This is a genomic window from Paenibacillus yonginensis (genome assembly GCF_001685395.1).
GTDB lineage: Bacteria > Bacillota > Bacilli > Paenibacillales > Paenibacillaceae > Fontibacillus > Fontibacillus yonginensis.
This window is the reverse complement of the sequence record NZ_CP014167.1, coordinates 4,618,991-4,643,115: the sequence shown is the minus strand read 5'-3', so window position 1 is coordinate 4,643,115 and position 24,125 is coordinate 4,618,991. Positions and strand designations below refer to the sequence as shown.

The 24,125-nt window shown below is 53.6% G+C and carries 25 protein-coding genes and 1 riboswitch; of the genes, 7 read left to right on the top strand and 18 right to left on the bottom strand.

Annotated features, from left to right (window positions below):
- Positions 1 to 56 precede the first annotated feature (56 nt).
- Positions 57 to 809: an oxygen-insensitive NADPH nitroreductase gene (nfsA, locus tag AWM70_RS20975; RefSeq protein ID WP_068699720.1), complete on the top strand. Its 753-nt coding sequence runs from the start codon at positions 57 to 59 to the stop codon at positions 807 to 809.
- Positions 810 to 898: 89 nt separating this feature from the next.
- Positions 899 to 1,441 (top strand): DUF2062 domain-containing protein, encoded by a 543-nt coding sequence (locus tag AWM70_RS20970; protein WP_068699718.1) that lies wholly within the window; start codon positions 899 to 901, stop codon positions 1,439 to 1,441.
- Positions 1,442 to 1,756: 315 nt separating this feature from the next.
- Here AWM70_RS20970 and AWM70_RS20965 read toward each other — a convergent pair whose 3' ends face one another.
- The 13 genes from AWM70_RS20965 to AWM70_RS20905 all read right to left on the bottom strand — a co-directional run bounded on the left by AWM70_RS20965 (position 1,757) and on the right by AWM70_RS20905 (position 11,514).
- A complete protein-coding gene (locus AWM70_RS20965; RefSeq protein WP_068699716.1) occupies positions 1,757 to 2,179 on the bottom strand; it encodes an OsmC family protein in 423 nt (140 codons plus the stop codon).
- A 43-nt stretch (positions 2,180 to 2,222) separates the two neighbouring features.
- Positions 2,223 to 2,969: an amino acid ABC transporter ATP-binding protein gene (locus AWM70_RS20960; protein WP_068699714.1), complete on the bottom strand. Its 747-nt coding sequence runs from the start codon at positions 2,967 to 2,969 to the stop codon at positions 2,223 to 2,225.
- 20 nt (positions 2,970 to 2,989) lie between these two features.
- Positions 2,990 to 3,634 carry an amino acid ABC transporter permease gene (locus AWM70_RS20955; RefSeq protein WP_068699712.1) on the bottom strand — a complete coding sequence of 215 codons (645 nt, stop codon included), beginning with the start codon at positions 3,632 to 3,634 and terminating at the stop codon, positions 2,990 to 2,992.
- A gap of 92 nt (positions 3,635 to 3,726) precedes the next feature.
- A complete protein-coding gene (locus tag AWM70_RS20950) occupies positions 3,727 to 4,626 on the bottom strand; it encodes a substrate-binding periplasmic protein (protein WP_068699709.1) in 900 nt (299 codons plus the stop codon).
- 156 nt (positions 4,627 to 4,782) lie between these two features.
- Positions 4,783 to 5,415 carry a TetR/AcrR family transcriptional regulator gene (locus tag AWM70_RS20945; protein ID WP_068699707.1) on the bottom strand — a complete coding sequence of 211 codons (633 nt, stop codon included), beginning with the start codon at positions 5,413 to 5,415 and terminating at the stop codon, positions 4,783 to 4,785.
- 205 nt (positions 5,416 to 5,620) lie between these two features.
- Complete coding sequence (locus AWM70_RS20940; RefSeq protein ID WP_237167772.1) at positions 5,621 to 6,442, bottom strand: TatD family hydrolase; 822 nt, start codon at positions 6,440 to 6,442, stop codon at positions 5,621 to 5,623.
- Entirely contained in the window at positions 6,439 to 7,338 is a 900-nt protein-coding gene (locus tag AWM70_RS20935; protein ID WP_083180469.1) for an ABC transporter ATP-binding protein, read from the bottom strand. Before AWM70_RS20935 ends, AWM70_RS20940 begins: the two co-directional genes overlap by 4 nt.
- A 44-nt stretch (positions 7,339 to 7,382) precedes the next feature.
- Entirely contained in the window at positions 7,383 to 7,697 is a 315-nt protein-coding gene (locus AWM70_RS20930) for a hypothetical protein (protein WP_083180468.1), read from the bottom strand.
- A 162-nt stretch (positions 7,698 to 7,859) separates the two neighbouring features.
- A complete protein-coding gene (locus AWM70_RS20925) occupies positions 7,860 to 8,636 on the bottom strand; it encodes an ABC transporter permease (RefSeq protein ID WP_068699705.1) in 777 nt (258 codons plus the stop codon).
- Positions 8,633 to 8,926, bottom strand: coding sequence for an MTH1187 family thiamine-binding protein (locus tag AWM70_RS20920; RefSeq protein ID WP_068699704.1), 294 nt, complete (start codon positions 8,924 to 8,926; stop codon positions 8,633 to 8,635). The genes AWM70_RS20925 and AWM70_RS20920 overlap by 4 nt, the downstream gene beginning before the upstream one ends.
- 592 nt (positions 8,927 to 9,518) lie before the next feature.
- Positions 9,519 to 10,568: an ABC transporter substrate-binding protein gene (locus AWM70_RS20915; RefSeq protein WP_068699702.1), complete on the bottom strand. Its 1,050-nt coding sequence runs from the start codon at positions 10,566 to 10,568 to the stop codon at positions 9,519 to 9,521.
- A 112-nt stretch (positions 10,569 to 10,680) separates the two neighbouring features.
- Positions 10,681 to 10,794, bottom strand: a riboswitch (TPP riboswitch).
- Between the two features lie 134 nt (positions 10,795 to 10,928).
- A complete protein-coding gene (locus AWM70_RS20910) occupies positions 10,929 to 11,135 on the bottom strand; it encodes a copper ion binding protein (RefSeq protein ID WP_068699700.1) in 207 nt (68 codons plus the stop codon).
- 25 nt (positions 11,136 to 11,160) lie between these two features.
- The gene (locus AWM70_RS20905) at positions 11,161 to 11,514 is read right to left on the bottom strand and encodes a metal-sensitive transcriptional regulator (RefSeq protein WP_068699698.1); all 354 of its coding nucleotides are present in this window, start codon (positions 11,512 to 11,514) and stop codon (positions 11,161 to 11,163) included.
- A 327-nt stretch (positions 11,515 to 11,841) separates the two neighbouring features.
- Here AWM70_RS20905 and AWM70_RS20900 point away from each other — a divergent pair, with 327 nt between their 5' ends.
- Positions 11,842 to 13,497 (top strand): copper resistance protein CopC, encoded by a 1,656-nt coding sequence (locus tag AWM70_RS20900; protein ID WP_068699696.1) that lies wholly within the window; start codon positions 11,842 to 11,844, stop codon positions 13,495 to 13,497.
- 62 nt (positions 13,498 to 13,559) lie between these two features.
- Positions 13,560 to 14,309, top strand: a complete 750-nt coding sequence (locus AWM70_RS20895; protein WP_068699694.1) for a YcnI family copper-binding membrane protein — start codon at positions 13,560 to 13,562, stop codon at positions 14,307 to 14,309.
- 94 nt (positions 14,310 to 14,403) lie between these two features.
- Here AWM70_RS20895 and AWM70_RS20890 read toward each other — a convergent pair whose 3' ends face one another.
- Positions 14,404 to 14,958 (bottom strand): flavodoxin family protein, encoded by a 555-nt coding sequence (locus AWM70_RS20890; protein ID WP_068699692.1) that lies wholly within the window; start codon positions 14,956 to 14,958, stop codon positions 14,404 to 14,406.
- Positions 14,959 to 15,256: 298 nt separating this feature from the next.
- Between AWM70_RS20890 and AWM70_RS20885 the strand changes: the two genes are divergently transcribed.
- Complete coding sequence (locus tag AWM70_RS20885; RefSeq protein WP_068699689.1) at positions 15,257 to 15,484, top strand: PspC domain-containing protein; 228 nt, start codon at positions 15,257 to 15,259, stop codon at positions 15,482 to 15,484.
- A gap of 43 nt (positions 15,485 to 15,527) precedes the next feature.
- Positions 15,528 to 16,211 carry a PspA/IM30 family protein gene (locus AWM70_RS20880; protein WP_068699687.1) on the top strand — a complete coding sequence of 228 codons (684 nt, stop codon included), beginning with the start codon at positions 15,528 to 15,530 and terminating at the stop codon, positions 16,209 to 16,211.
- Between the two features lie 328 nt (positions 16,212 to 16,539).
- Here AWM70_RS20880 and AWM70_RS20875 read toward each other — a convergent pair whose 3' ends face one another.
- Complete coding sequence (locus tag AWM70_RS20875) at positions 16,540 to 17,469, bottom strand: SPFH domain-containing protein (protein WP_083180466.1); 930 nt, start codon at positions 17,467 to 17,469, stop codon at positions 16,540 to 16,542.
- Positions 17,469 to 17,897: an NfeD family protein gene (locus AWM70_RS20870; RefSeq protein ID WP_237167771.1), complete on the bottom strand. Its 429-nt coding sequence runs from the start codon at positions 17,895 to 17,897 to the stop codon at positions 17,469 to 17,471. Before AWM70_RS20870 ends, AWM70_RS20875 begins: the two co-directional genes overlap by 1 nt.
- 219 nt (positions 17,898 to 18,116) lie before the next feature.
- Between AWM70_RS20870 and AWM70_RS20865 the strand changes: the two genes are divergently transcribed.
- A complete protein-coding gene (locus AWM70_RS20865; RefSeq protein WP_083180465.1) occupies positions 18,117 to 19,922 on the top strand; it encodes a glycoside hydrolase family 13 protein in 1,806 nt (601 codons plus the stop codon).
- 87 nt (positions 19,923 to 20,009) lie between these two features.
- Here AWM70_RS20865 and AWM70_RS20860 read toward each other — a convergent pair whose 3' ends face one another.
- Both AWM70_RS20860 and ltrA read right to left on the bottom strand, forming a co-directional pair.
- Complete coding sequence (locus AWM70_RS20860) at positions 20,010 to 22,199, bottom strand: methyl-accepting chemotaxis protein (protein WP_237167770.1); 2,190 nt, start codon at positions 22,197 to 22,199, stop codon at positions 20,010 to 20,012.
- 132 nt (positions 22,200 to 22,331) lie between these two features.
- The gene (gene ltrA, locus AWM70_RS20855) at positions 22,332 to 23,750 is read right to left on the bottom strand and encodes a group II intron reverse transcriptase/maturase (RefSeq protein WP_068693838.1); all 1,419 of its coding nucleotides are present in this window, start codon (positions 23,748 to 23,750) and stop codon (positions 22,332 to 22,334) included.
- Positions 23,751 to 24,125: the final 375 nt, after the last annotated feature.

The window sequence follows — 24,125 nt, the reverse complement described above, 5'->3', positions numbered from 1 at the left end:
GCGGGAAAGTTGATCCCTTTAGAAACTGATTCTGAACTGAGTGGAGGTTAATTCTAATGAATGCACCCAATCCGACCATTGAACTTTTAATGCGCCACCGGTCTATCCGGAAATATACCGACCAGTCCGTCGAACGCTCCACGCTTGAACAAATCGTTTCAGCCGGGCAAATGGCCTCCAGCTCCAGCCACGTTCAGGCTTACAGCGTGGTCGCCGTTAAAGACCCGGAGCGCAAACGCAAGCTGGCCGAGCTCTGCGGCGGGCAGGCCTACGTGGAAGAATGCCCGGTATTTCTCGTATGGTGCGCTGACCTGCACCGTCTGAAGGACGCGGCCGACAAATATACACCGGAGCTGGAATCCCACGAAGGCCTCACGGAGAATTTCATTATCGCGACTGTCGACGCTGCCCTGGCAGCCCAAAATGCGGCCGTTGCTGCTGAATCGCTGGGTCTGGGCATCGTTTATATCGGCGGCATCCGCAACCGGATTGCCGAGGTCAGCGAGCTTTTGGAGCTGCCCGAACTGGTCTACCCGGTCTTTGGCATGTGCCTGGGCTATCCCGATCAGACGCCGGTGGTTCGCCCGCGGCTGCCGCTTGAAGCTGTGCTGCACATCGACCGTTTCGATAAGGAGAAAGCAGACAGCCATCTGGACGCCTATGACGATACGATGGTCCAGTACATCTCCGAACGGACCCATGGCGCCCGCGATACGGCCTGGACGCGGCTGATGGCGGACAAAATCACCGCGTTGTCCCGGCCGCACATGCGCGAGTATTTGTACAACCGCGGCTTCAAAATGGAATAAGCGTCCGCTAACGTGTACCCGTTGCTTGTGATATAATAGATCTAGACATACAGGATCTCACAAGGATCGGGGACAGGAGTTTTGAAGTGATGAGAAACAAAAGAAGTTTTCCAAACCGTCTATATAGAGCCTTTAAACTGAATTTTCTGCGCCTGTTCCGTACGCCGGGCGGCGTGAAGAAAATATCGCTGGGCTTCTCCATCGGCTTCGGCCTTGAAATGATCGTCATTTCAAGCGCATGTCTGGTGTACTTGATTTTTTATCCTGCCGTTAAGCTTGCCGGAGGTTCCGTTCCGGCCGCGATTATTGGCAATGTAGTCGGGAAGCTGACTTTCCTGCCCATTATTTTAATGCCTTTTGCGAAGAAGCTAGGTGAATGGATTTATCCGTCTTCTTCCGCCTCAGGCACGATCAAGGAAGCTTCCATTATGGATGTCTTCCAGGGAGACTTCTCGGCCGTCAAAGCTGTTTTGCACGGGGGACTGCATATTTTGATCGGCATGTCGATCTTCGGCATATTGTCCATGGTCATCTCCTATTATGTGATTACGTTCTTCCACAACCGGAATCACAAACGGCGGCAGGCGAAACGGAGAAAACGGATCGTGATGTCGGAGACGGCCTCAAGCTGATTGACGGCTGCTTTCAAAATCCCGTTTATTTAATTCCTTAATAGAAACAGCGCCGCCCGGTCATCGGGCGGCGCTGTTTTTATGTGTTCCACTTTTAATTTCACATTTAATAACCAAGCTCTCTTCTTGCTTTAGCCCATTTTGTGTTCAGGTCCTCGAACGCCTTCTTCAGATCTTTGGCGGTAACCCAATCCTGATCGACGCTGCCGGTGCCTAAAGCCATTTCCGCTTTGTTGGCGAGTTCCTTAAATCCTGGGTCCACCACTTCAACTTTGATAAAGGTAGGATTTGAGGATTTGAGGTTTTGAATTCCCTTTAAGGCCGGGCAATTTCCTGACCGTTCAGGATCAGTTTAAAGCTGATATCGGCTTTTAAGGAATCGGATACGGCGCAGTATTTCTCTTTGCCCATCTCGATGGCTTTCCAAATCCGGTAATCCGGAATTTCCCCTTCGACGCAGAAGATCAGCTCAATGGCAGTAAAGCCCGTGGGGTTCTGCTCTTTACGTGTGCCGTCGGCCTCGATTTCCAGCGATGTGATCTGTCCGAGGAACTGGTCCAGAATCATGGTGACATCAATGCCGATACAGCCGGCGAGTCCCGCGAGCAGCAGCTCCATAGGGGTTGCCCCTTTGCCGTCCCCGCCGTATTTCGGCGTAGCGTCCATACCGACCGGATAGCCGGAATCCCCGACTGAAGTAAACAAACGTTTTCCATTCCAAGTTGTCATGACTTTCATGATGATTACCTGCTTTCTGTATTTTTTAGTACTTTCTGTATTTCTAGTGCTCCTGCAGCTGGTTGATAAATTTTCTGGCTCTTTCGGACTCCGGATGCTGGAAAAAGATCTCCGGCTCCTGTTCTTCCACAATCACGCCGCCGTCCATAAACACGATCCGGTTTGCGACCTGACGGGCAAACTTCATTTCATGGGTGACGATAACCATCGTCATCCCTTCCCGCGCCAGCTGCCGCATAACCTCCAGCACCTCGCCGACAAGCTCCGGATCCAGCGCAGAGGTCGGTTCGTCAAACAGCATCAGCGCCGGCTCCATCGCCAGCGCGCGGGCAATAGCCACCCGCTGCTGCTGGCCGCCGGACAGCCGGGACGGATATTCATCCTTCTTGGCCAGCAGGCCAACCCGGCCCAGCAGCTGTTCGCCGATCTTCACCGCTTCCTCTTTCTTCATCTTCTTCACCGTGAGCAGCGACTCAATGACATTGCCCAGCGCCGTTTTGTGCGGATACAGGTTAAACTGCTGGAAAACCATGCCCGTGTGACGGCGGATCTCCCGGAAGTTTGCCTGTTTCTTCTTGGATGGCATGGACGCCTCCACCCGCACCCCGTTCACCTCCAGCGATCCGCCGTCCAGCTCCTCAAGTCCGTTCAAGCTCCGCAGCAGCGTACTTTTGCCGGAGCCGCTCGGACCGAGCAGGACCACGATCTCTTTGGGGGCCACGCGGAGATCAATGCTTTTTAAAACTTCTAATCCGTTAAAAGACTTGGACAGTCCTGTAGTTTGAATCATAGGTCACTCTACCTCCGGCCTCAATAAACTTTGGACAGCCGCTTCTCGGCCGCATTCAGGATGGCCGAAAAGACGGTGCTCATCACCCAATACATAATAGCTATCCCTATATAAAAAGGCATATTGACATAATATTGGGCAACCAGCAGCTGTGCGGAACGCAGCAGCTCGGTTACGGTAATTGCTGAAACCAGCGCCGTCTCTTTCAGCATCCCTATAAACGTATTGCCCATAGGTGCGATAGCCACCCGGGCGGCCTGAGGAAGAATGATTCTTCTCATCGTCTGCCAGCCCGTCATGCCTGTCGCATAAGCCGCCTCGGTCTGTCCTTTGGGGATAGACTGAATGGCCCCCCTGAAGGTTTCAGACAAGTAGGCGCCTACATTCACACTTAACGCCACATAAGCCGCTGTTAACGGCCCTAGTGTAAGGCCATAATCTACAAGGCCGTAATAAACGATAAAGATTTGGACGAGAAGCGGCGTACCGCGGATGATGGAAACGTAGACACGCGCGATTCCTCGGATCAGGCGGTTTCCTTTTAATCGGGCGATAGCGACCACCAAACCGATAATGAGTCCGAAAAACATGGATACGATGGTAACCAGCAGCGTATAATAAGCGCCTTTGAACAAAAAAGGCAAGTTATCCCATACCAGGTTCATTGTCTCTTAAATCCCCTTTTGTTTCCTTGGTTAAGACGACAAGGCCATGTCAGAATAAACATTCCTCATGACCTTGTCCCTTTTCACTTTTCTTACTCAGCCGGCGGTTCTTCGCCAAACCATTTTTTGAAGATGGTATTATAAGTGCCGTCAGCTTTCATGTCTGTCAGCGCCTGATCCAGGGCGGCCAGGAATTCCGGGTTGTCCTTGCGGACTGCAATGCCGGCCTGGTCGGATTTAATGGCGTCGCCTACCGCTTTAATTTTAAATCCGTTTTTGTCGACAATCGGTTTCAGGGCATACAGGTTGTTGATCGTAGCATCAATCCGGCCTGCATTCAGATCCTGAAGGGAAGTAATGACGTCGTCGTAAGTTTTGATGTTGAACTTGCCCACTTTCGGCAAAACTTCATTCCGCAGATAAGACTCGTCGTTTGTTCCGAGGCCTACGCCGATATTTTTTCCTTTGAAGTCTTCCAGCTTCGTAATGGAGTTGTTGTCCTCTTTAACGATAATTTTTACCTGGTTCGTAATATAAGGCTGGGAGAAATCGATCTGCTGTTTACGTTCATCCGTAATGGTTACCTGGCTGATGATCGCGTCGATTTTGCCTGCCTGAAGGCTTGGGATCAAGCCGGAGAATTCCTGCGGAGCAAATTCCACTTTAACGCCGATGCGTTTAGCTACTTCTTTCGCGATATCAGCGTCAAAACCGTCGATTTCCTTGTTATCGTTCAGAAAGTTGTAAGGCGCATAAGTGCCCATCAAACCCACCTTCATGACACCCGCTGTTTTGATCTGGTTCAAAAGGTTGTCATCGCTGCTGCTGTTAGCCGAACTGTCGGCAGATGCACTGGCCGGAGCTTCGCTGGCCGCACTTTGAGCGTTGTTGCTCTTATTGTTGGAGCCGCAGCCTGCAAGCGCCAGAACAACAAGCAGAAGAACGGATAAAGTCAGAAACATAGGTTTTCTGGTTTTCTTTTTGTTCAACATGGGTTTTCTCTCCTATTATCTTTGTTATAAGTGATCCTGGTGGGGATCAAAAGCATCGATTAAAAACATCAATACAATTTAGGCGTGCTTCGTGTGTAATAGGGAACCAGCAACGACAGGAGGTTTCTCGAAAAAAAATCCTGCGGCAGCTCCCCGCTAAACACCGAGCAGCCCGAAAAACTCAAACCGGGCCGTTTCAGCCGCCAGCTCTTGAGCTGTCTTTGAGGCGATGCCGCTGTCTGGAAGGGCAAACCCGAACAGCCAGCGCGAAATGACGCCTTCGATCAAGCTCATGATCAGCGCTGCGCGGAATTCGGCATCTATGGTAGCCGGGAGCATGCCGAGCTCAATAGCTCTGCGGATATTCTGGAGAAAAGCATTCTCCATCGCCGCCCGGGTTTCTCCGATGGCTTTGCGGATCGGTTCGATCGTTCCTCCTCCGCCGAAAAACAGCTCCATGAGATAGCGGTTGGATTCGGCAAATTGAAACAGCCTGTCCAGCAGGGCTTCGGAAGCATGCACCATGTCCTGTACCGTTCCCGCTTTCCGCCGGTACCCTTGGGCGATGACCTCCAGCAGCTGCTCGCGCCCTTCCTTCACAATCTCCAGCGCAATGGCTTCCTTGCTCTTGAAATACCAGTAGAAGGTCCCCTGTGCCACGCCAACCTCTGCTACAATATCGGAAATCTTGGTCGCATGGTAGCCGTCCTTAGCGAACCGGCGCAGGGCGCTTTGCAGGATTTGATCCCTGCGTTCATTGCTGATTTGAGCTTCTTTGTCTGCGCTCAATGTGTGCTCACCCCCACCTGATTGACTAGTCAGTCGGTTATTGATTAAATCCTATCGGGTTTCTATGATATTGTCAAGAATGTAATTTATCCTTCTACTTTAACAAAAAGAAACCCCCATAAGCCAAAAAGGAGCTAGACAAGGATTTGCCTGCTCCGGGTAGCTTATACGGGTTTTTATTTTCCTATTCAGGACATTGGATTTCTTATATCCGATAGAAACACCGGGTATTCTCCAGCAGCTTTAATCCGGCTGCCTCATACGTCCATCCGTACAGCTCGGCTAAAGCCGAGGCAACGTCATGAATCATCCGCGGATGCGTCTGCTGTCCTTCAAAAGGCCCTTCAAAAGGCCAGGGACCATCCGTTTCAGCCATGATCTGGTCCGGAGGATAAAGCAGCGCCAATTGGCGGATTTCCTGCTCATACAGGATATCCGGGGTAAAGGAAATGAAATAGCCGCTGTCCGCCATACGGCGAACGGTTTTCTCTGCCCCTTTGAACCAGTGAAAATGGGCCTGCTTGATGCCGTATTTCTCCAGCAGGTCGCAAACCAGGTCCGCGTCCTCATAAACGGCATGCAGCACCACAGGCTTGTCCAGCTCCGCGGCCAAAGCCAGAAACCGCTCCAGTACCTCTATGTAAGGCTGAAGATCAAAGGCATCCCCCGTCTGTTCTTTCTCGCTGCGCAGATAATACGGGAGGCCGATTTCCCCTACCGCCGTCATCTCATCGGCATGGAGCCGGATCCAGGCCAGCAGCCGGTCCAGCTCCTCCTCCGAAGGAACCGGCTGTTCGGGATGAAAGCCGTAGGCCGGCTTCACCAGGGCCGGGTATTTGGCGGCCAGCTCCTTCGTGCGGAGACAGGATTCCAGGTTCATGGATACGGCCACGAGTCCTTTTATGGCGTCCCCTTCCGCTCCAGCAAGCATGGATGCAGCGTCCTCGCCGCTGTACTGCTCCAGGTGAATATGCGCATCGAACATAGGAATCCGTCTGTTATACACCTCTGCTTTCTCTGCTTTCATGAGCCCGCCTTCCCCTCCTGCATGATCCGCTGCTCGCTTCGCATCAGCTCCGTCATCTCGCGGCGGAGGCGCAGAAATTCGGGTTCTTCGGCCATCTCGGCCTGGCGAGGACGAGGGAACGGAACCGTCAATTCATGCAGTACCCTGGCCGGCCGGCCGGACAGCAAAACAATCCGGTCCGACAGCAGCAGCGCCTCTTCAATGCTGTGGGTGATGAACAGCACCGAACGGCGGTTCTTCTCCCACAGCTCCAGCAGCCAATGCTGCATGTCGCTGCGCGTCAAGGCGTCCAGGGCGCTGAACGGTTCGTCCAGCGCCATCAGCTCCTGCGGGCTGAGCAGCCCCCGCAGGAATGCCGCCCGCTGCTGCATGCCGCCGGACAGCATATGCGGGTAGGCCTCTTCATAGCCGGCAAGCCCGGCTTTGGCCAGCCATTCCCGCGTCTGCGCCCGCGCTTCCCGCAGCGGCGTGCCCGCGACCTCCAGCCCCAGCGCTACATTGTCCAGGGTGGTGCGCCAGGGGAACAACGCGGGCTGCTGCGGAACGTACGCGATATGTCCGCGTTCGCCCGTGATCTCCCGGCCGCGCAGAGCGATCCGGCCTGCGTCCGGCTGCGTCAGTCCGCCGATGAGGTGGAAGAGCGTGCTTTTTCCGCTGCCGGAGGGTCCGACGATGGATACAAATTCGCCCTCAGCCACTGTCAGGTTAATGTTGTCCAGCACCTGCACCGCCGATTTGCCTTCCCGGTAGGTTTTGCTTAAACCGGTCACCTCCAATACGGTCTGGGGGCCGGTCGTGCCTGATGTATTGCTGCCTGCTGCGGTTGTTCCGGCTGCTCCCCCGGCTGTGCCCGGTTCATCCAAAGCGGCTTTCCCCTCTTGTTTTTCTACTGCCATCCTGGCCTCCTCCTCCCCTAACTTACTGATAGCTAATTTAACACTTATTGCTCTATCCATAAGAGATGATAGTATTTTCCATTAAGGCCATATTCCCAAACGCGTACTTTCCCTTCGTATCTTCTATGTCTGACTAATTCATAAACAAGGGCATGGACTAACTTAGGATCAGTTGAGATGTATCCATTGTAATCATGACCTATTTTATTGTAAGAATCAGATAGTACCCATTCAGAGGCTTCTCTTAATGTATCGAAATGTACATGGTCTTCAAACCACGTAATACCCTTGGGTAATTTACTATTTTTTAATTTATCCGGAAGAGCCTCCAAATAACTTCCATCGTCATCATAATACATTTCGTTTAATTCCCCTCCTCCCGCTTATGAATCCTTAACAATAAATACTCCTTGGTTGAGCAGAACTTATTCCTCCGGAATCACCGCTAATGGAGAAGTTAAAAGAAGTAATATCCATCGCCTGGGCTCAATTCTTGTCTGTCCCGGTAAAGGCCCCATAAATCAGCCGCCCTTCCGGCGCGGCGGGCTGTATCGCGACAGCAGGCGCTCCACGATCGCCACGGCCACAAACATCGCCAAGCTGATCACCACAATGATCAGAATCGCTACAAATACGCGGTCCGTCCGGAACGTGGATTTCTGCATTTTCATATAGTAGCCAATGCCCTTCTCCGCGCCGAGCCATTCGGAAATGATTGCGCCCATGACGCTATAAGTAGCCGAAATTTTAAGGCCCGAGAGCATGGACGGAATCGCATAAGGAAACTCCAGCTTCCGAAAAATCTGTCCCTTGGTCGCCCCGGCCATCTCCATGTAATTGCGCATCACATGATCGGTTCGGGCAAGCCCGTCCATAGCCGCGACAGCAACCGGGAAAAAGCAGACCAGCGTAATCAGGATCAGCTTCGGCAGCACGCCGAACCCGAACCAGATCATCAGCAGCGGGCCAAGCGCGATCGTCGGCACGTTCTGGCTGAGGATCAGCAGCGGATAAAGCGCCGATTTCACAAAAGGAATCCGGTGCAGCAGCACGGCCACCATCAGACCAATAATCGACCCTACCGCAAAGCCTTCCAGCGTCAGGGCAAGCGTAGCTTTAGTGTGCTCCCACAAGCCGGAAGCGCCGGTCGCCGCCTCATGGCCGATATCGGACGGGCTGGGAAGGATCCATTTTTCCACATGAAAGACGTCAACCGCTGCCTCCCACACCAGTAAAAACAAGAGGACCGCCACGAGGGGCGGCCACACGCTTTTCCAAACGGCTCGAACCGAGGTCATGGACGATACTTCTCCGTTAATTGGTCCATGCTGACGCCGTCCGGCCCGTACAGGATTTTGATCTGCGAAATGATGCTGTCGCTGCCGAATTCATGAACCGCTTCGTTCATTTGGCGCACGATGTCCAGCAGCTCGGTCAGTTCGCCTTCCATCGTCGTATCAAGCGCATTGACCTGATGTTTGACGCCGGACTGTTGAATGACTTCAATGGCGCGGTCCACATAAGGGATGACACTTTCCCCGTTCGGGGTCTTCGGAATGATTTGAATGCTTACAAGTGCGTTGGCCATGAGGGATTCCTCGCTTTCAGGTGGGAGTGGGAAAAATGGACAAATGAAGGGTTGGAGCTGTGCGGATCATTTGAGATAGCTAGTGGAAAATAATAAGTTACGCCCTGGCGCGGGGCTGCGATCCGAATGTTCCTACGACCGCTGTTGTTCCCGGATTCCTTCAAAATTTTATTAATACGATAAAATCCGGGAACAGTCTATGCTTACGATGCAGCTTTCCTTCGGAAAGCTTTCAGACGGGCGCTTACGCTTCTTCGGAATCATTCAGCTCTCCGCCAGTTACGTTTGGCTGGACTCATTATTTTGTCATGGACATCTCCTAAGTTCCCGCCGTGCTGTTATAGGCTTCATTTGTCCCTTTTTTGTGAGATTGGTAAAAATGGAACAGGATCGTTTGAATTCGATCCTGTTTTAATTTTTTAACACATACTGCTTAAATTCTACTTCTAAGTTGGGTTGCCCTTTGTTCTTTAATCCAATTAACCCTTAACCCTGTTAATTCCTGATCCTGCGCACCCATTGGAGCGGCTTTCGTCTATCCACTGACTACCAGGCCCAGACTAAGTGACTCCTCTAAGCTCCTCATCCTCAATTAAGATTCAGGCAGGAAGTCGTTCGTGAACGCTTTGGAAGCGTCGAGCGGTTTGTCGAGCAGCTTGCGCTCGTACATCCAGTTGGCGTAGCCGGTCCAGACAGATTCCTTCTGCTCGCCCCATCTTGCGGCATCGTCCTGGTAGCGAGGGCTCAGCCATTCCTGGCTGGCCTTGACCAGCTTCGGATCGAGGTCGGGCACAGCCTTGATCAAGATGTCGGCCGCTTCGGCCGGATGGGCGATGGCATATTCATAGCCTTTGGAAGTGGCTTTCATAAAAGCTTTGACCAACTCCGGGTTTTGCTGAATCTCTTTCTCATTCGTAGCGATGACCGGCGTGTAATAATCCAGATCCTTCGAGTAGTCCTTCACATACAGCATATCCAGTTTCTCGCCGCGCAGCTCGGCTTCAATACCGGTCCAGGCATAATAAATCCAGGCGAAATCAACATCACGCTTCACGGCCGTGAAATAATCCGCGTCGCCGATGTTGATGTTCTTCACCTTGCTGACGTCGGCGTTCTGCAAATCCATGATGGATTTCATAACCGCCTCTTCCACAGGGGAACCCCAGCCGCCATAACGTTTGCCTTCAAAATCCTTCGGCGATTTGATGTTCCGGTCCGCCGGGGCGGCAAAACCGGAGGTGTTATGCTGGATCACTGCCGCAATCGAAACCAGCGGCACACCCTGCGTTTGAGCCTGCGTAATGCTTTCCTGATAGCTGATGCCAAACGGAACAGCATCGGAGGCGATCATCGCATCGGCTCCGCCTTCATCCGGCTGCACGATTTGCACGTTCAGGCCTTCCTCTTTGTAGTAGCCAAGCTCCTGGGCTACATACAAGCCGGTATGGTTGGTGTTTGGCGTCCAGTCGAGCACCACCTTAATGTCCTTCAAATCCTTGGCGTCCGTAGACGGCGCCGCACTTTCCGCATTGCTCCCGGCGGTATTGCCTGCCACGTTGCTTGCTCCGTTTGAACCGCAGCCCGCTGCTGCCAGCAGCAGTATCCCGGACAGCAGCAAAGCTCCTAGCTTGTTTGCTTTCACTTCTTGTTCGCTCCCTCTTGATTTGGGTTCCCGCTCCTGAAACTTAGGATTTAACGCCAAAAAAGGCGCCCGGTCGGGGCGCCTGCATCCTGTCAAATGAATGAAAGTCTTACAAATTGACAATAGCTCTTCCTACGCTGGCATTATCCAGATCAGGTATAAGGGTCAGCGTCTTGCTTGGGACGCACTCTCAGCCGGCCTTCATCCAGCTCCCCATGTCTATGAAATTGCGGGTTATACAACCCATATTATAATCATATCGTCAAAACGTTGTCCATAGTCAATAGGACAAACTCCCGTATCCCCCTAAAAACAGGGAGCAACGGGAGTCTTACAGTCAAGGCATCCGATCACATGCGGTTAGCCGTTCACGACATCGTAGCCCTGGTCTTCGATGGCTTCCTTGATTTTAGCCAGATCCAGCTTGCTGTCATCATAAGTAACGTCGACTTTTTTAGCTGCCAGATCCACTTTGCCTGTCGCTCCAGCCTCTTGAACCGCGCCTTCTACCGCTTTCACGCAGTGATTGCAGGACATGCCTTCTACTTGCAGAGTAACTGTCTTCATAGTCAAAAAACCTCCCAAAATATTGTTATTTCATCAATTTATTAATTGTTACAATCAGCTCATCCAAAACCTCGGTTTCGCCATCCTGAATGCGTTCCACGATACAGCTCTTCATATGGCCTTCCAGCAAAAGTTTGCCAACGCCATTCAGCGCGGATTGAATCGCCGCAATTTGGTTCAGCACATCATCGCAGTACGTATCCTTCTCGATCATGCCTTTCACGCCGCGTATCTGGCCTTCGATCCGGTTCAAGCGGGCCACAAGCTTGCCCTTCATCTCTTCCGAATGGTGGCTGCGCCGCTCGGCCGGCTTCTTGTCCGCTCCGTTATGGCAGCTTTGCTGTTCTACATGCGGATGGCCTCCGCTACTTTGCGCCACGGACTTCACTTCCTTATTAAAAAAATGAACTATTCACTTCAGTTTGTTCTGTGATCTCCCTGCTACGCTTTCCATTATACCCCCACCCCCTATATAAAACAAGTTTAAAAATACTTGGTTTAAACCCGCTATCTGTTAGGGCATACAGAAATAAGGTTAGTTTTTATCATCCGTATGCCCAGCAGCAGCAATGCCCCGCCCATCTTTCACAGGATAGACACAGGTCTTTTCAAATTTTAAATAGTTCATAGCCCGATTTGGTCATGATTTGTCTGGCGCTCCGTGTTAAATTGAACAAACACGAGTTCCGAGAGAGTAGGTAATTTTATGCCCAAAAAGTATGTAACCGGCGCGTTTGCCGCCTTTCTTCTATTTTTCCTGTTCCAGCTGCTCGTTCCGGCGGCCAGCTTTGCCCATGCTTATATCATCAAATCCGAGCCGGCTTCCGGACAGGCTTTGCAGACAGCGCCAACCGAGGTGCACTTGCTGTTTAATGAAGCCTTCGACCCTTCCTTTTTTGCACTCAGCGTCCTGAATAACAAAGGACAGAAGGTGAGCAGCGGGGAGCCGGTCATCGACGCGGATAATCCCGCCGGTTTGTCGGTGAAGCTCGAGAAGGACCTGCCCGAAGGGGTCTACGTCGCCAGATGGAGAGTAATCTCCGGTGACGGCCATCCGATCTCGGGCACCGTTCCTTTCGCCGTCGGCGACGCGGCGGGTGCCGCCGCTGCCGCTTTGGCGGCCGGGGACTTGTCCGCAGGGGGGGCTCCCGGCGCCGATCAGGTGATCATCCGCTGGCTCCTGTACGGCGGGCTTATGCTGCTTGCGGGCGGCCTGGCTTTTCCGCTGTGGCTGTTCCCGCGTGCCTTCCGCGCCGAAGCGTTCGAAATGGGCCGATTCCGTCTGCTCCTGCTGACCGGCTCAATTCTGACCGTTTTGGGCATCCTGTTCAGCCTGCCTCTGCAAATCCGGCTTGAGACCGGAGCGAACTGGCTTACGCTGTGGCAGGGGGAATGGTTCCGAGAGACGCTGAAGGAGGGCTTGTTCGGTACCCTCTGGTGGGTGCAGACCCTGCTGCTGCTCCCGCTTGCCTTTCTGGTTTATGCGTTATGGTCGCGCGACTACGTGAAACGCCGCCGGATGTATGGTTTCCTGGCTTTGCTTAATGCGGCAGCTATAGCCGCTATGAAAGCCATGATCGGGCATCCGGCAACCGCTCCGTCCCGCCTGGCCGCCAGCGCGGCGGACTTCCTGCATCTGAGCGCGGCTGCGGTTTGGGTCGGCGGACTGCTGGTGATGGCTTTTATGCTTCCCAAAGCCGCCGCCCAAGATGAGAGCGGCACGCTTTATCCGGATACGGTAAGACGTTTTACTGATACCGGGTCGATCAGCGCGGTCGTGCTGCTATTCAGCGGGCTTTACGGCAGCATCATTTATTTGCCCGATCTGAATGCCTTGTTCAATACGACTTACGGCTGGATTCTGATCGCTAAAGCAGCAATTATGCTGGCGATGCTCTCCTTCGCCCTGACGAACTTCCTCAGGGGACGGGCCAAACGCCGCCTTGGACGGGCGGTTAAGCTTGAATGGGCTGCCGGGATTGCCGCCCTGATACTTGCGGCCGTATTGACCAACCTGTCTCCGGGAGCGCCAAAAGGCGGACCTTACGAGCATTCGGAGACGGCCAAATCCGGCTATACCACTTTAATTGATGTTGCACCTGCCAAAGTAGGCAATAATCATTTCAAAGCAACGGTTACCGACGTCAACGGCCAGCCCGCCGAGGTCCAGCAGATTACGATTAGATTAATTTGTTTGGAAATGTCCAACATGGAAGAAGAGGTTACTTTAACCGATGCCAGCCAGCTTGAAGGCAACGCTTCGCTCCTTATGCCGGGCCGCTGGCGCGCCGAATATCATGTGCTGTTGAAATCGCTGGATACGTATGACGGCAGCTTCACGTTTAAGGCTGGCGCTCCATAAGCCGCCGCTAATCAGATGATCTATAGATATCCATATTCCGTTCTTAAAGGGGAGTTTCTGACATGGCATTCAAAAAATCATTGCGCTTCGCCTCCATCCTGTCGACCGCTCTGACCGGGGCCCTGCTGTTCGCTGGGATTGCCAGCGCCCACGTTACCGTCAAACCGGCCGAGTCCGCTCCGGACGCCTGGGAAACCTACACCATGAAAGTACCTACTGAAAAAGATCTGCCTACGGTCAAGGTTGCCCTCAAGGTGCCCGAGCAGGCCGAACTCGAGCAATATCAGCCGGTTCCAGGCTGGAAGACAACAACGGATAAGGATGACAGCGGCAAAATCAAGACGATTACCTGGGAAGCCGACGCCGGAAGCGGCATCGAACCCGGACAATTTCAGCAATTCAGCTTTGTAGCCAAGAATCCGGCTAATGAAAGCGACTTGGCCTGGGATGCTTTCCAATACTACAGCGACGGTACGGTCGTCGAGTGGACGGGCGAGGAAGGCGGCGACAACCCGCATTCCATCACCAAAATCACTTCGGCTGCTGCCGGTGCAGCCTCTGCTGACGCCGGTCACGGCCATGATGCAGCAGCCGGAGATTCCGGCAATGCAGGCAGCGGGGACACCAATGCCGGAACCGCCGCTTCCGGGGACAACGCAAGCGCCAAGGCCGGCGCAGACAGCACAACTGCCGCAAGCGGTTCCTCAAACAACGTCATGCAGACGGTGACGCTGATCATTACGATCGTAGCCCTGATCGTATCGCTGGCCGCTTTATGGTTTGCCGTTCAGAACGGCCGCCGCAAAACATAACTAAACAAGGCAGACCCGGAAGCAGGAGAGCGATTCCTTTCGCTGCTCCGTTCCCGGGTCTGCCTTTCTTTTTTCGCTATATCGAATTAACTGCTTAGACGTTGACCTGAGCCTTCAGCTGGTCGTTCAGCCAAGCGGCTTCAGCCAAAGCTCGCCGGTCATTCTGGATATCGCCGGGTTTGGAAGCCTGCCCCAGCACATACCCTTCAAACGGCAAACCGACAAAATCAAACGTGTATTTCAGCTGCTGAATCATCGGCAGGGCTTTAATGCGCGGGTTGTCCCCGCCCACCACAATGGCATAAGCCTTCTTCTCCGCCATCTTCGTTTTAAAATCAACAAATCTCGGATCGCGCAGGGATTGGGACCAGCGGTCGAACACATTTTTCATCAGGCCCGACACGCTGTACCAATACACGGGAGATACAAAAACAAGCACATCGGCCGCGAGCATTTCCTGAATCACCGCATCATAATCATCATTCACCGGGTCGAACCCGCCTGGCGTATGACGCTGGTCGACAATCGGCAGAATCTGTTTCTCGCGCAGAACAATCTCCTTATATTCAAGCCCTTGAAGCGCAAGCCGGGTTAGCTCCTCCGTATTTCCTCCCTCCCTGCCGCTGCCGTTAATGACCACTATACTCATGAAAGTCACTCCTTTTTCATTCCCTATTTCTAACCCACTCTCAGGTTAACCTTCTCTACCTTTTCCTTATCTGACTTACTCTGCCAATCTTCTTTTACAGTTATACGGTAAATTCCTTTTTTTCAGACTATATTTCCGCAAATAGTCCGGGCCTTCAGGATGTCCCCCCGTCTCCGGGACCGAGCCGCTCCCCGACCAAGGTCCAGTCCACAAACCGTCTGCGGGCCGTTTTGAAGAAGGTCTGAACAGACTAAGATAAAGACATAACAAATGAACGAGAAAGCGAGTGGATGCAGGAATGAGTAAATTATACCGTTCCAGAAAAGATAAGAAAATCTCGGGTTTGTGCGGCGGACTTGCCCAGTGGCTCGGGTTTGACGCTACGATTATTCGGCTAGCCGTTGTCATTGCTGCCTTCTGCAGCTTCGGCGCAGTCGTGGCCATTTACCTGATCGCCAGCCTGATTGTGCCGGATGAGCCTGTCGGCTGGTATGACATCGACGATTCCTACTCATCGAAATATTAAAAATGAGCTGCTTCACAAAAATCCCTTCCAAGGAGAGATGAACATGAGTTTATTTGAACGAATTGCCAATATTACAAAAGCCACTTTGCATGAAGCCCTGAACAAGCTGGAGGACCCGGTCGTCATGACCGGCCAGTATTTGCGCAACCTGGAGGAAGAGCTGGATGACGCGAGCAGCGAGCTGAACGCCGCCAAAACCTCCGCCCGTATCCTGCAGGCCAAACGCGAGGATGCCGAACGTCAAATCACCTTGAAAGAGCAGCTGGCTCTCCAGGCTATTGCCGATGGCGATGAGCTGGCCGCACGCAGAGCGGTTGAAGCCAAACTTCATTATACGGAGCAGGTTTCCCGCCTGGCCGCAGAAGCGGATGCCGTCAGCCAGCGGATTGCTGAGCTGGAAACGCAGCTCGAAATGGGCAAAGAGGAGCTGGAACGCCTCAAAAAGAAACGTGAGGAGCTTGCGGAACGTGCCCGCAAAGCCTCCGAGCTGAAAGCCTCCGCTCACCCGCAATTCAGCCGGGGCCTGGATACAGGTTCGGCCGCGCGCGGCTTCGAGCGCATGGAAGAGAAGATCAACGGCTGGGAAGCTTCGGCTGCCGCCAGCGGTTCCAGCAGTTCTTACAGCGGCAACCCGGCATACTCCAGCCAGGTTGATGAAGAGCTGGCCCGGCTGCAGGGCCGGACTCAGGCCAAAGAAGCTGACAACAGCGGGAAAACCGCAGAGTAACACACCGTGTAACTAAACGCTAATAAACGCTAAGCTGCCAACCTTAGCTATAACAAGATTGCTGTCAGCCGGAATCAAACTTCCGTTTTGGCAGCCTAACAAAAGCCCGGTCAAGAACCCCCTTGACCGGGCTTTTTCCGTTCGCCGTTCACCGCTTGCCATTCGCCATTCGCCGCTTGCCGCTTGCTGTTGGCTGTTCCCCGATTTCGGGATGCTATTTGTTGTCCCCTTAGCCGCAAAAAAGAAAATCCTCCTTGCACTCCGTTCTGGAGTACAGGAGGATTTTCGAAGGTGTGGGGCCCTTAGTCCAATCAAATGCTGTCGATACTCAAGCTTTCTTCTCTTTAAACAGCTCGCCTACAGCGCCAAGGCTGCCCAGCGTTTCCACCGCGTTGGACGGAATGAATACTTTGTTGGCCGGACCTTTGGCCACTTCCTCAAGCGCTTCGAAGGAGCGGTAGGCCAGCACCGTTTCGTCCAGACCTGCGCTGCGGATCAGCTCGATCCGCTGCTTCTCGGCGGCCGCTACAGCTTCGATTGCCTTCGCCTGACCGAGCGCTTCCAGCTCCTGTGCCTGACGCAGACCTTCCGCTTCGCGGATGCGCGCTTCCTTGTCGCCTTCAGCCTTGAGGATTTTACTTTGCTTATCCCCTTCTGCGCGAAGGATCATATCCTGCTTGGCTGCTTCCGCCTCCAGCACAATCGCCCGTTTGTTCCGCTCGGCCTTCATCTGTTTGTCCATGGCTTCCTGAATGTCGGTTGGCGGCTGGATGTCGATAACCTCCACCCGTTCGATGCGAACGCCCCACTTCTCGGTGGCTTCGTCCAGGGCGATACGGATTTCGTTGGAGATTTTCTCCCGGCCGGACAACGTTTCGTCCAGCTCCAGCTTACCGATGATTTGACGCATGGTAGCCGTGGAGATATTGCGCACCCCGTAGACATAATCGGAAATGCCATAAGTTGCCTGCTCCGGATTCACGACCTGATAGAAAATAATCGAGTCGATCTGCACCTGAACATTATCTTTCGTGATAACCGTCTGCGGCGGCACGTTGGCCTGCTGGATCCGCAAATCGTGATAGATCCTTACTTGATCAATAACCGGAATAAGGATATTAAGGCCCGGATTCAGCAAACGGTTGAATTTACCGAGACGTTCCACAACGCCTACCCGCTGCTGCGGGACAACCTTCACCGTCAGCGCGATGAAAGCGATGACGACAACCAGAATAACTACGATAACAATCCACTGCATTAAAGAATCTCCTCCCATTTCTCCACTTCAATTCTTGTACTGCTCATCTTCATAACCCTCACGCGTTCATCTTTCCCCAGAGAAACCGGAGCCGTAGCGCTCCATGTATCGCCGCCGATTTTGACGATGCCGTAATGTCCCGGCTCGATCGGTTCAACGACAATGCCCTGCCGTCCGATGAGCTCGGTGCCCGCATCCTGAAATCCCCGGGAAGTCCGGAGTCTGCGGGACAACGGTTTGGTAAAGACGGTTAACACAAGAGCCACTATACAGCCGACAAGCACCTGCAAAAGAATCGCATCGGGCAGCACTAACGAAATCAGCAGCGCCGCGACCGCCCCCAGACAAATCCACAGCAAATAGAACGTAAGCGTAAACATTTCCAGAACGAACAGAACGCCTGCTGCGATCAACCAGATCGTCCACATATGCATAGGGCAGATTCACCACCTTTATTCAGCATTATATTAAGTATATACGGATAACAAAGGTTTAGGTATCACATTTCTTGTAATTGTTGTGTTTTTCTGCGGATTGCACGCAGATCTGTGGAATTTGCGAAGGATGGTTTGGAAATCCTATCCTTCGTCCGTTTATGTTTTTTTGCTGCGCAAGTCCTTATTTAAATCCATGCTGGGAGGAATTCGATGCTGCTTGAAGCTGTCTATCACCGTCCAAAAATGAACTGGGCTTATGCTTATGACGACTATACGCTCCATCTGCGGCTCCGCGCCAAAAAAGGCGATATGACTGAAGTCCACGCCTGGGTCGGCGATAAATATGCCTGGGATCAAACGGAGGAGCTTGTGCCGATGAAGCTTGTTCTGTCCGACAAGAGATTCGACTATTGGGAATGTGAAGTCCAGCCGCCCTTCCGCCGATTAAAATACGGATTTCTGCTCCAGAATGGCCATGAGTCCGTGTGGATGACGGAAAATGATTTCCACGACGAACGGCCGGGTAAACCTGACCGGTTATTTGATTTCCCGTTTATCAACCCGGTTGACGTCTTCAGGACACCGGCCTGGGTAAGGGATGCCGTGTTCTATCAAATCTTTCCGGAGCGGTTTGCCAACGGCGACCCGAACAACGATCCGGAGGACGTGCAGCCTTGGGGCGGCAAACCGGAGGCCGACAATTATTTCGGCGGGGACCTTCAGGGCGTCATCGACCACCTGGACCATTTGTCCGAGCTGGGCATTACGGCCATTTATTTCACGCCGGTTTTTGCGGCTGCAACCAACCATAAATACGACACCGAGGACTACCGGAAAATTGATCCTCACTTCGGCGACGGCGAAAAGCTCAAGGAGCTGGTCCAGCTTTGCCACGACCGCGGCATCCGCGTGCTGCTGGATGCGGTGTTTAATCATGCCGGGCGGACCTTCGCCCCGTTCGTGGACGTACTTGAGAAAGGCGAACAATCCAAATATAAGAACTGGTTCCATATTCATGAATTCCCTCTGACCGATAAGGACGGCCGCCCCAACTACGATACGTTCAGCTTCGAGCCGCATATGCCAAAGCTGAACACCGAAAATCCGGAGGTGAAGGAGTACCTGCTGGGCACCGCCGAATACTGGATCCGCGAAATCGGCATCGACGGCTGGCGGCTGGATATCGCCAATGAAGTGGACCACCACTTCTGGCGGGAATTCCGCAGCCGGGTTAAAGCGATCAACCCGGACGCCTACATTCTAGGCGAAATCTGGCATGAAGCCTCGCCTTGGCTGCAGGGCGACCAGTTCGACGCCGTGATGAATTATCCGTTCACCGATGCGGTGCTGGATTTTGTGGCGCGCGGCACGCTGAACGCCAGCGAGCTTGCGAACGCGATTCAAATGCAGCTGTCCCGGTATCCCCGTCAGGCCAGCGAGGTGCTGTTCAACCTGCTGGACAGCCACGATACGCCGCGTCTGCTTACCTTGTGCGAAGGCAGCAAGGATAAGATGAAGCTGGCGGCCGTGATCCAGTTTACTTACAGCGGAACGCCGTGCATCTACTATGGCGACGAATACGGTCTGGACGGCGGGGCCGACCCGGACTGCCGGAAATGTATGCCTTGGGAGCCGGAGCAGCAGGACCAGGAGCTGTTTGCTTTTTACAAGACGCTGATCGCGCTACGCAAGGCCCACCCGGCTTTAAGGACGGGGAGCATCCACTTTAAGGAGACCGGCGGGGAGGGTACCCTGCTGGCGTACGAACGCCGGCTGAACCGTGACCGTGTGCTGGTGCTGATCAACAAGGCTGATCAAGCTCAGGCCTTTCAACTGCCTAAGCGGACAGGGCGAAGCCTGGAGGCGGGCAAATGCTCTGCTCCGCCTTCTGCTGCCGCCTGCTGGAGAACCCTCTTTGCTTCTGGTTCCGTACAGCTTCAAGAAGAGAACGGCCAGGAGATGGTGCGGCTTCCCGCATTCGGTTTCGCCGTGCTGGGTCCAGCGAAGGAAGACTGACCAGCCCCGCAGGGATTAAATCAGCTTCTCCCCCCTTCAGAAAAAAGACGATCCCTAGTCTCTATAGACTTTGGGACCGCCTTTTTTTTAGGTTTCTTTGCGGAAATGCACCAGCGACCGCTGCATCGAACCAGCCAGCCCCTCCAGCCGCGCGGAAAGCTCGACCAGCTGCTCGCTGACCTTAAACTGAAGCGCGGACATGGACGCTGCCTCTTCCGTAGCCGCGCTCGTCTGCTGCACCGAAGCCCCGACGCTGAACATCGTGCGCTGCAAAACCTCCTGCGCAGAGGTCAGCTCTTCCAGCGCCGCCGATGAACGGCCTATATGCGCCAGGAACTGCTCCATCTCCTCGGCCACGCTGCCGAATATACCGGCAGCTTCCCGCACAGAGCCGAGCTGCCCTGCAAATAGCGGGGAAATCTTGGAAACGACGCCGGCTGTTTGTTCCGTGTCGCTCCCGATTTCCTCGATCATTTGCGCTACATGGCTAATGGAAGCCTCGGACTGCTCGGACAACCTGCGGATTTCCTCCGCAATCACCTTGAACCCCCGGCCTGCTTCGCCGGCCCTGGCCGCTTCGATAGAGGCATTCAGCGCCAGAATCTGCGTCTGCTTGGTCATCTCCGACATAGGCGCCAGGATGGACCGGATCAGCTCCGTATTTCTGCGCAGCTTGTCAGCCGTAAGGTTCAATTCGCCGGCCATGGAGGAGGCGGCTTCCGTCTTCTCAACCAGCTCGCGCATGTAGCCGGAGCCTTCGCCGCTGATAGCGGATACCCTGCGGGCTGCTCCCTCCATCCTGCGATTGGCTTCGCTCATCCGCTCCATGCCTTCGCCGACGGCTTCGACCACCTCGCCGCCTTTATCGGCGTCTTCGGCCAGGCAGGCTGCGCCAACCGCGATTTCCCGCGTAACGCCAGCCACCTCCCCCGCCGTTTCAGAGGTCCGGCGCGCTGCCTGAGCCAGCTCCTCGGAGGTGCGCAGCACCCCTTCCGATGACCCGTGTGCTTGTCCAACCAGACCGGAAATGCGCTCCATCATCCGGTTGAAGCTTTGTCCCAGCAAGCCGAATTCGTCCCGGGACTTAAAGGAGGTTCGGACCTGCAGATCACCTTGTTCAGCCTCTTCCATCAAACCGTAGAGCTGGCCCAGCGGTTTGCGGACCATACGCGCCACATAAAAGCCAACCCCGGCAGCCATCGCAGCCGCCCCCAGCGTAACCGCCAGCGTAATCAGCAGCAGACGGTTGGCTGCGCTGAGGAAATCACGCTCCGGCGCAAACCCAACCAGGGTCCAACCGTTGGTTCCGAGCTGGCGGTAAACAACCCACTGCGCCCTGCCCTTCTTATCCTGTTGAATCGTGAATCCTTCCTGCTGTTTGGCTTGCTGCCCTTGCCCTTTAACCGCGTTGCTCCCTTCGGTATTCCCGGGCCGGATATCGGAGCTGGTTGCGAGCAGCTTGTCTTCCGCGGCATAAACGATGCCGCCGTCCGGGGACAGAAGCCGCGTCTCCCCGCTCGTTCCAATGCCGAGACCGGACAATACCTTGTCCAGCGAAGCAGCTTTGAACTCGTACAGCAGGATAAAAGCTGCCTCCGGCTTCTGCAGATTTTTCAGCAGCCTGCCCATGGCGAACACCGGCTCCGTGCTGTTGTCAAAGAAACCTTGCACCATCGTCGGGAACCAAACCGGCTGCCCTCCGCTTTGATCGACTTGCTTCAGCCGGCTGGCAACGGCTTCGTCTGCCCGGTAAGCCGGCGAACCCGAAGATTGGTAAGCTGTCCTTCCCTGGACAGAGACCAGCCTGACGCCAGCCAGCCGGTCGTCCGAACCGGCGAGTCCATCAAGCTTTTGCTTGATCCGTTTCTCCGCTTCCGTCCTCCGTACGGTTCCGGTCTCTTCTTCCGGCAGGGCAACCGTCTCCAGATCAGCTTTCAGCATCTGGTCTACAGCCAACTGCCGGGAGGACGTTTCGTATTCGGCGAACAGGAAGTCTAGCTTGTCTGCCGCCTGGCTCACCGCCTGTCGGGAAGCGCTGCTGACCTGGCTTTTGATGATTCCCTTAGCCGTCTGATAGGAGACGACGCCCAGAATCGTCGAAACCGCTACCATCGCCGCAAACAACACGGCAAACAGCCTGGCTCCTACCGAATGGACGCCAAGATGGCGTTCGGGTCTGTTTTTCCGCCGCTCATTAACGCCCTTCTCATTCTTGTCCTCGTTCTTCGTCTCTTTCTCTTTATTCTTATCTGTATGCTTATCTGTCTTCTTCATCATCCGTACCCCCTACTGTCTGCTGGATGCCAAACGAGCTTTTTCCTTCGGATAAATCGGGTAGGAGGCTACCCATTAATTGGGCAGCCGACCTCCCACACCACCGTACGTACCGTTCGGTATACGGCGGTTCCATTAGGAATGCGCAGTAACTTGTCGATAATAATCAGAAAAGAAAAGGAATCCGAGGTTCTTCAGCCTATTGTTACCGAGGGACTTCGAGAGGATTGGGCTATTGGAGATTCTCCAATAGCCCTTTCTTGTGTTTGCGTATTCCCACGCCTTCTGTTCATGAATTCCGAGCGATATAAGCCTTTCGAGTTTCGTCCTCACTCGTTTCCATTGCTTCCAGAAGACCATTCGGATACGCCTTCTCATCCATTTATCAGTGGTTTGGAGTAGTTGTTTCATGTCAGCAAGCTTGAAATAATTTACCCATCCCATGATGTAACGCCTAAGCTTCAGCGCCCGGTCGGTGTTGCCCATTCCGTTGCTTCTCGACGTTAGCTCTTTCACTTTAGCTTTCATCTTGGATACGGATTTGGGATGGATTCTGACCCGCGTTTCCCCTTTGCTCTGGTAGAATGAGAAGCCAAGAAATTTAACTTTTGTCGCATCGTCCACAATCGTTTTCTCCCGGTTTACCTTGAGAAACAACTTCTTCTCGATGTAAGGGAGAATTTTCGTCAGGGTACGCTCCGCACTCCTCCTGCTCCGGCAGAATATGAGCATATCGTCTGCGTATCGCACGAATCGATGTCCTCTTGCTTCCAGTTCCTTGTCCAATTCATTCAGCATGATATTGCTGAGAATCGGACTTAGGTTCCCTCCCTGCGGTACGCCGATTTCCGTGTCCTCAAACTTATGCTTCACGACGACTCCCGCCCGGAGATACTTATGGATGAGCGAGATCACTCGTCCGTCTTTGATCGTTCTTGAAAGCACCTCGATAAGCTTGCTTTGGTTGACGGTGTCAAAGTATTTCTCCAAGTCCATATCCACCACGTAACGATATCCCTCTTGCACGTATTGTTGGCTTCGTTTCATCGCGTGGTGTGCGCTCCGTTTGGGTCGGAATCCGTAGCTGTTGTCTGAAAACTGCCTCTCATAAATTGGCGTAAGCACTTGGGCGATTGCCTGCTGGATGACTCGGTCAACCACTGTTGGGATGCCAAGGTTTCTCTTCTTTCCGTTCTCTTTGGGAATCTCTACCCTTCGAACGGGATTCGGGCGGTACTTGCCGCCCAAGATCAGTTGCTTGATGGTCTCGCCGTTGTCTCTGAGATATTGTAGAAGTTCATCTACTCCCATCCCGTCGATTCCGTGCGATCCCTTGTTCGCTTTGACTCTCTTGAATGCTTCGTTCAAGTTGTCCCTGCTAACGATTTTCTCAAGCAACCGGTCCTTCGACTCGGTTGCGTTGGTGTCGTCGGTTTCGGTTATCCTCGCAGGACTGTGCACTCCCGCATATCCTTCGTGTTCCGCACTATTCTTTTGCAAAGAGTCTTCCGTTAGAAGTTGGCTGCCCTTGGCTCCTGTTTCGGTAACTTTCATTGACTTCACCTCCTAAGGTTCAGCCCTTCCCTCGAACCGTCGACTGTTCGCGGTACTATGGCGTCTGCTGACTTCTCATGATAAATCTTGTTTCAACCGTGATTCGAAGTGCATCTCCTCACGTCCATGAGACCTCCCACGGTAAGACGATTCACTTTCCTTCCATATACCCACATCATTTACATTGGTACGTCCGTGTAGTTAATTGGACTTCGTCTTGTTTAGCAGACTCATCCCGTATCCTATGCCTGATGATGTTCGTGTTCCTTGGGCCGGAAGTTTGCCTCCAGCTTCCTTTGGATTCCACCTCGCGGTGGACACCCTTGCTCTTGGCTAGTGGTTGGTAACTACAAACCCCCACAGTGGACTTTCACC

Bases quoted from the DNA above. Each gene is read 5' to 3' on its own strand.
- ltrA (WP_068693838.1), bottom strand. From the start codon at position 23,750: ATGAAAGTTACCGAAACAGGAGCCAAGGGCAGCCAACTTCTAACGGAA.
- AWM70_RS20970 (WP_068699718.1), top strand. From the start codon at position 899: ATGAGAAACAAAAGAAGTTTTCCAAACCGTCTATATAGAGCCTTTAAA.
- AWM70_RS20910 (WP_068699700.1), bottom strand. From the start codon at position 11,135: ATGAAGACAGTTACTCTGCAAGTAGAAGGCATGTCCTGCAATCACTGC.
- nfsA (WP_068699720.1), top strand. From the start codon at position 57: ATGAATGCACCCAATCCGACCATTGAACTTTTAATGCGCCACCGGTCT.
- AWM70_RS20890 (WP_068699692.1), bottom strand. From the start codon at position 14,958: ATGAGTATAGTGGTCATTAACGGCAGCGGCAGGGAGGGAGGAAATACG.
- AWM70_RS20875 (WP_083180466.1), bottom strand. From the start codon at position 17,469: ATGCAGTGGATTGTTATCGTAGTTATTCTGGTTGTCGTCATCGCTTTC.
- AWM70_RS20955 (WP_068699712.1), bottom strand. From the start codon at position 3,634: ATGAACCTGGTATGGGATAACTTGCCTTTTTTGTTCAAAGGCGCTTAT.
- AWM70_RS20940 (WP_237167772.1), bottom strand. From the start codon at position 6,442: ATGAAAGCAGAGAAAGCAGAGGTGTATAACAGACGGATTCCTATGTTC.
- AWM70_RS20935 (WP_083180469.1), bottom strand. From the start codon at position 7,338: ATGGCAGTAGAAAAACAAGAGGGGAAAGCCGCTTTGGATGAACCGGGC.
- AWM70_RS20870 (WP_237167771.1), bottom strand. From the start codon at position 17,897: ATGTGGACGATCTGGTTGATCGCAGCAGGCGTTCTGTTCGTTCTGGAA.
- AWM70_RS20880 (WP_068699687.1), top strand. From the start codon at position 15,528: ATGAGTTTATTTGAACGAATTGCCAATATTACAAAAGCCACTTTGCAT.
- AWM70_RS20925 (WP_068699705.1), bottom strand. From the start codon at position 8,636: ATGACCTCGGTTCGAGCCGTTTGGAAAAGCGTGTGGCCGCCCCTCGTG.
- AWM70_RS20950 (WP_068699709.1), bottom strand. From the start codon at position 4,626: ATGTTGAACAAAAAGAAAACCAGAAAACCTATGTTTCTGACTTTATCC.
- AWM70_RS20900 (WP_068699696.1), top strand. From the start codon at position 11,842: ATGCCCAAAAAGTATGTAACCGGCGCGTTTGCCGCCTTTCTTCTATTT.
- AWM70_RS20895 (WP_068699694.1), top strand. From the start codon at position 13,560: ATGGCATTCAAAAAATCATTGCGCTTCGCCTCCATCCTGTCGACCGCT.
- AWM70_RS20865 (WP_083180465.1), top strand. From the start codon at position 18,117: ATGCTGCTTGAAGCTGTCTATCACCGTCCAAAAATGAACTGGGCTTAT.
- AWM70_RS20965 (WP_068699716.1), bottom strand. From the start codon at position 2,179: ATGAAAGTCATGACAACTTGGAATGGAAAACGTTTGTTTACTTCAGTC.
- AWM70_RS20920 (WP_068699704.1), bottom strand. From the start codon at position 8,926: ATGGCCAACGCACTTGTAAGCATTCAAATCATTCCGAAGACCCCGAAC.
- AWM70_RS20930 (WP_083180468.1), bottom strand. From the start codon at position 7,697: ATGTATTATGATGACGATGGAAGTTATTTGGAGGCTCTTCCGGATAAA.
- AWM70_RS20960 (WP_068699714.1), bottom strand. From the start codon at position 2,969: ATGATTCAAACTACAGGACTGTCCAAGTCTTTTAACGGATTAGAAGTT.
- AWM70_RS20885 (WP_068699689.1), top strand. From the start codon at position 15,257: ATGAGTAAATTATACCGTTCCAGAAAAGATAAGAAAATCTCGGGTTTG.
- AWM70_RS20860 (WP_237167770.1), bottom strand. From the start codon at position 22,199: ATGATGAAGAAGACAGATAAGCATACAGATAAGAATAAAGAGAAAGAG.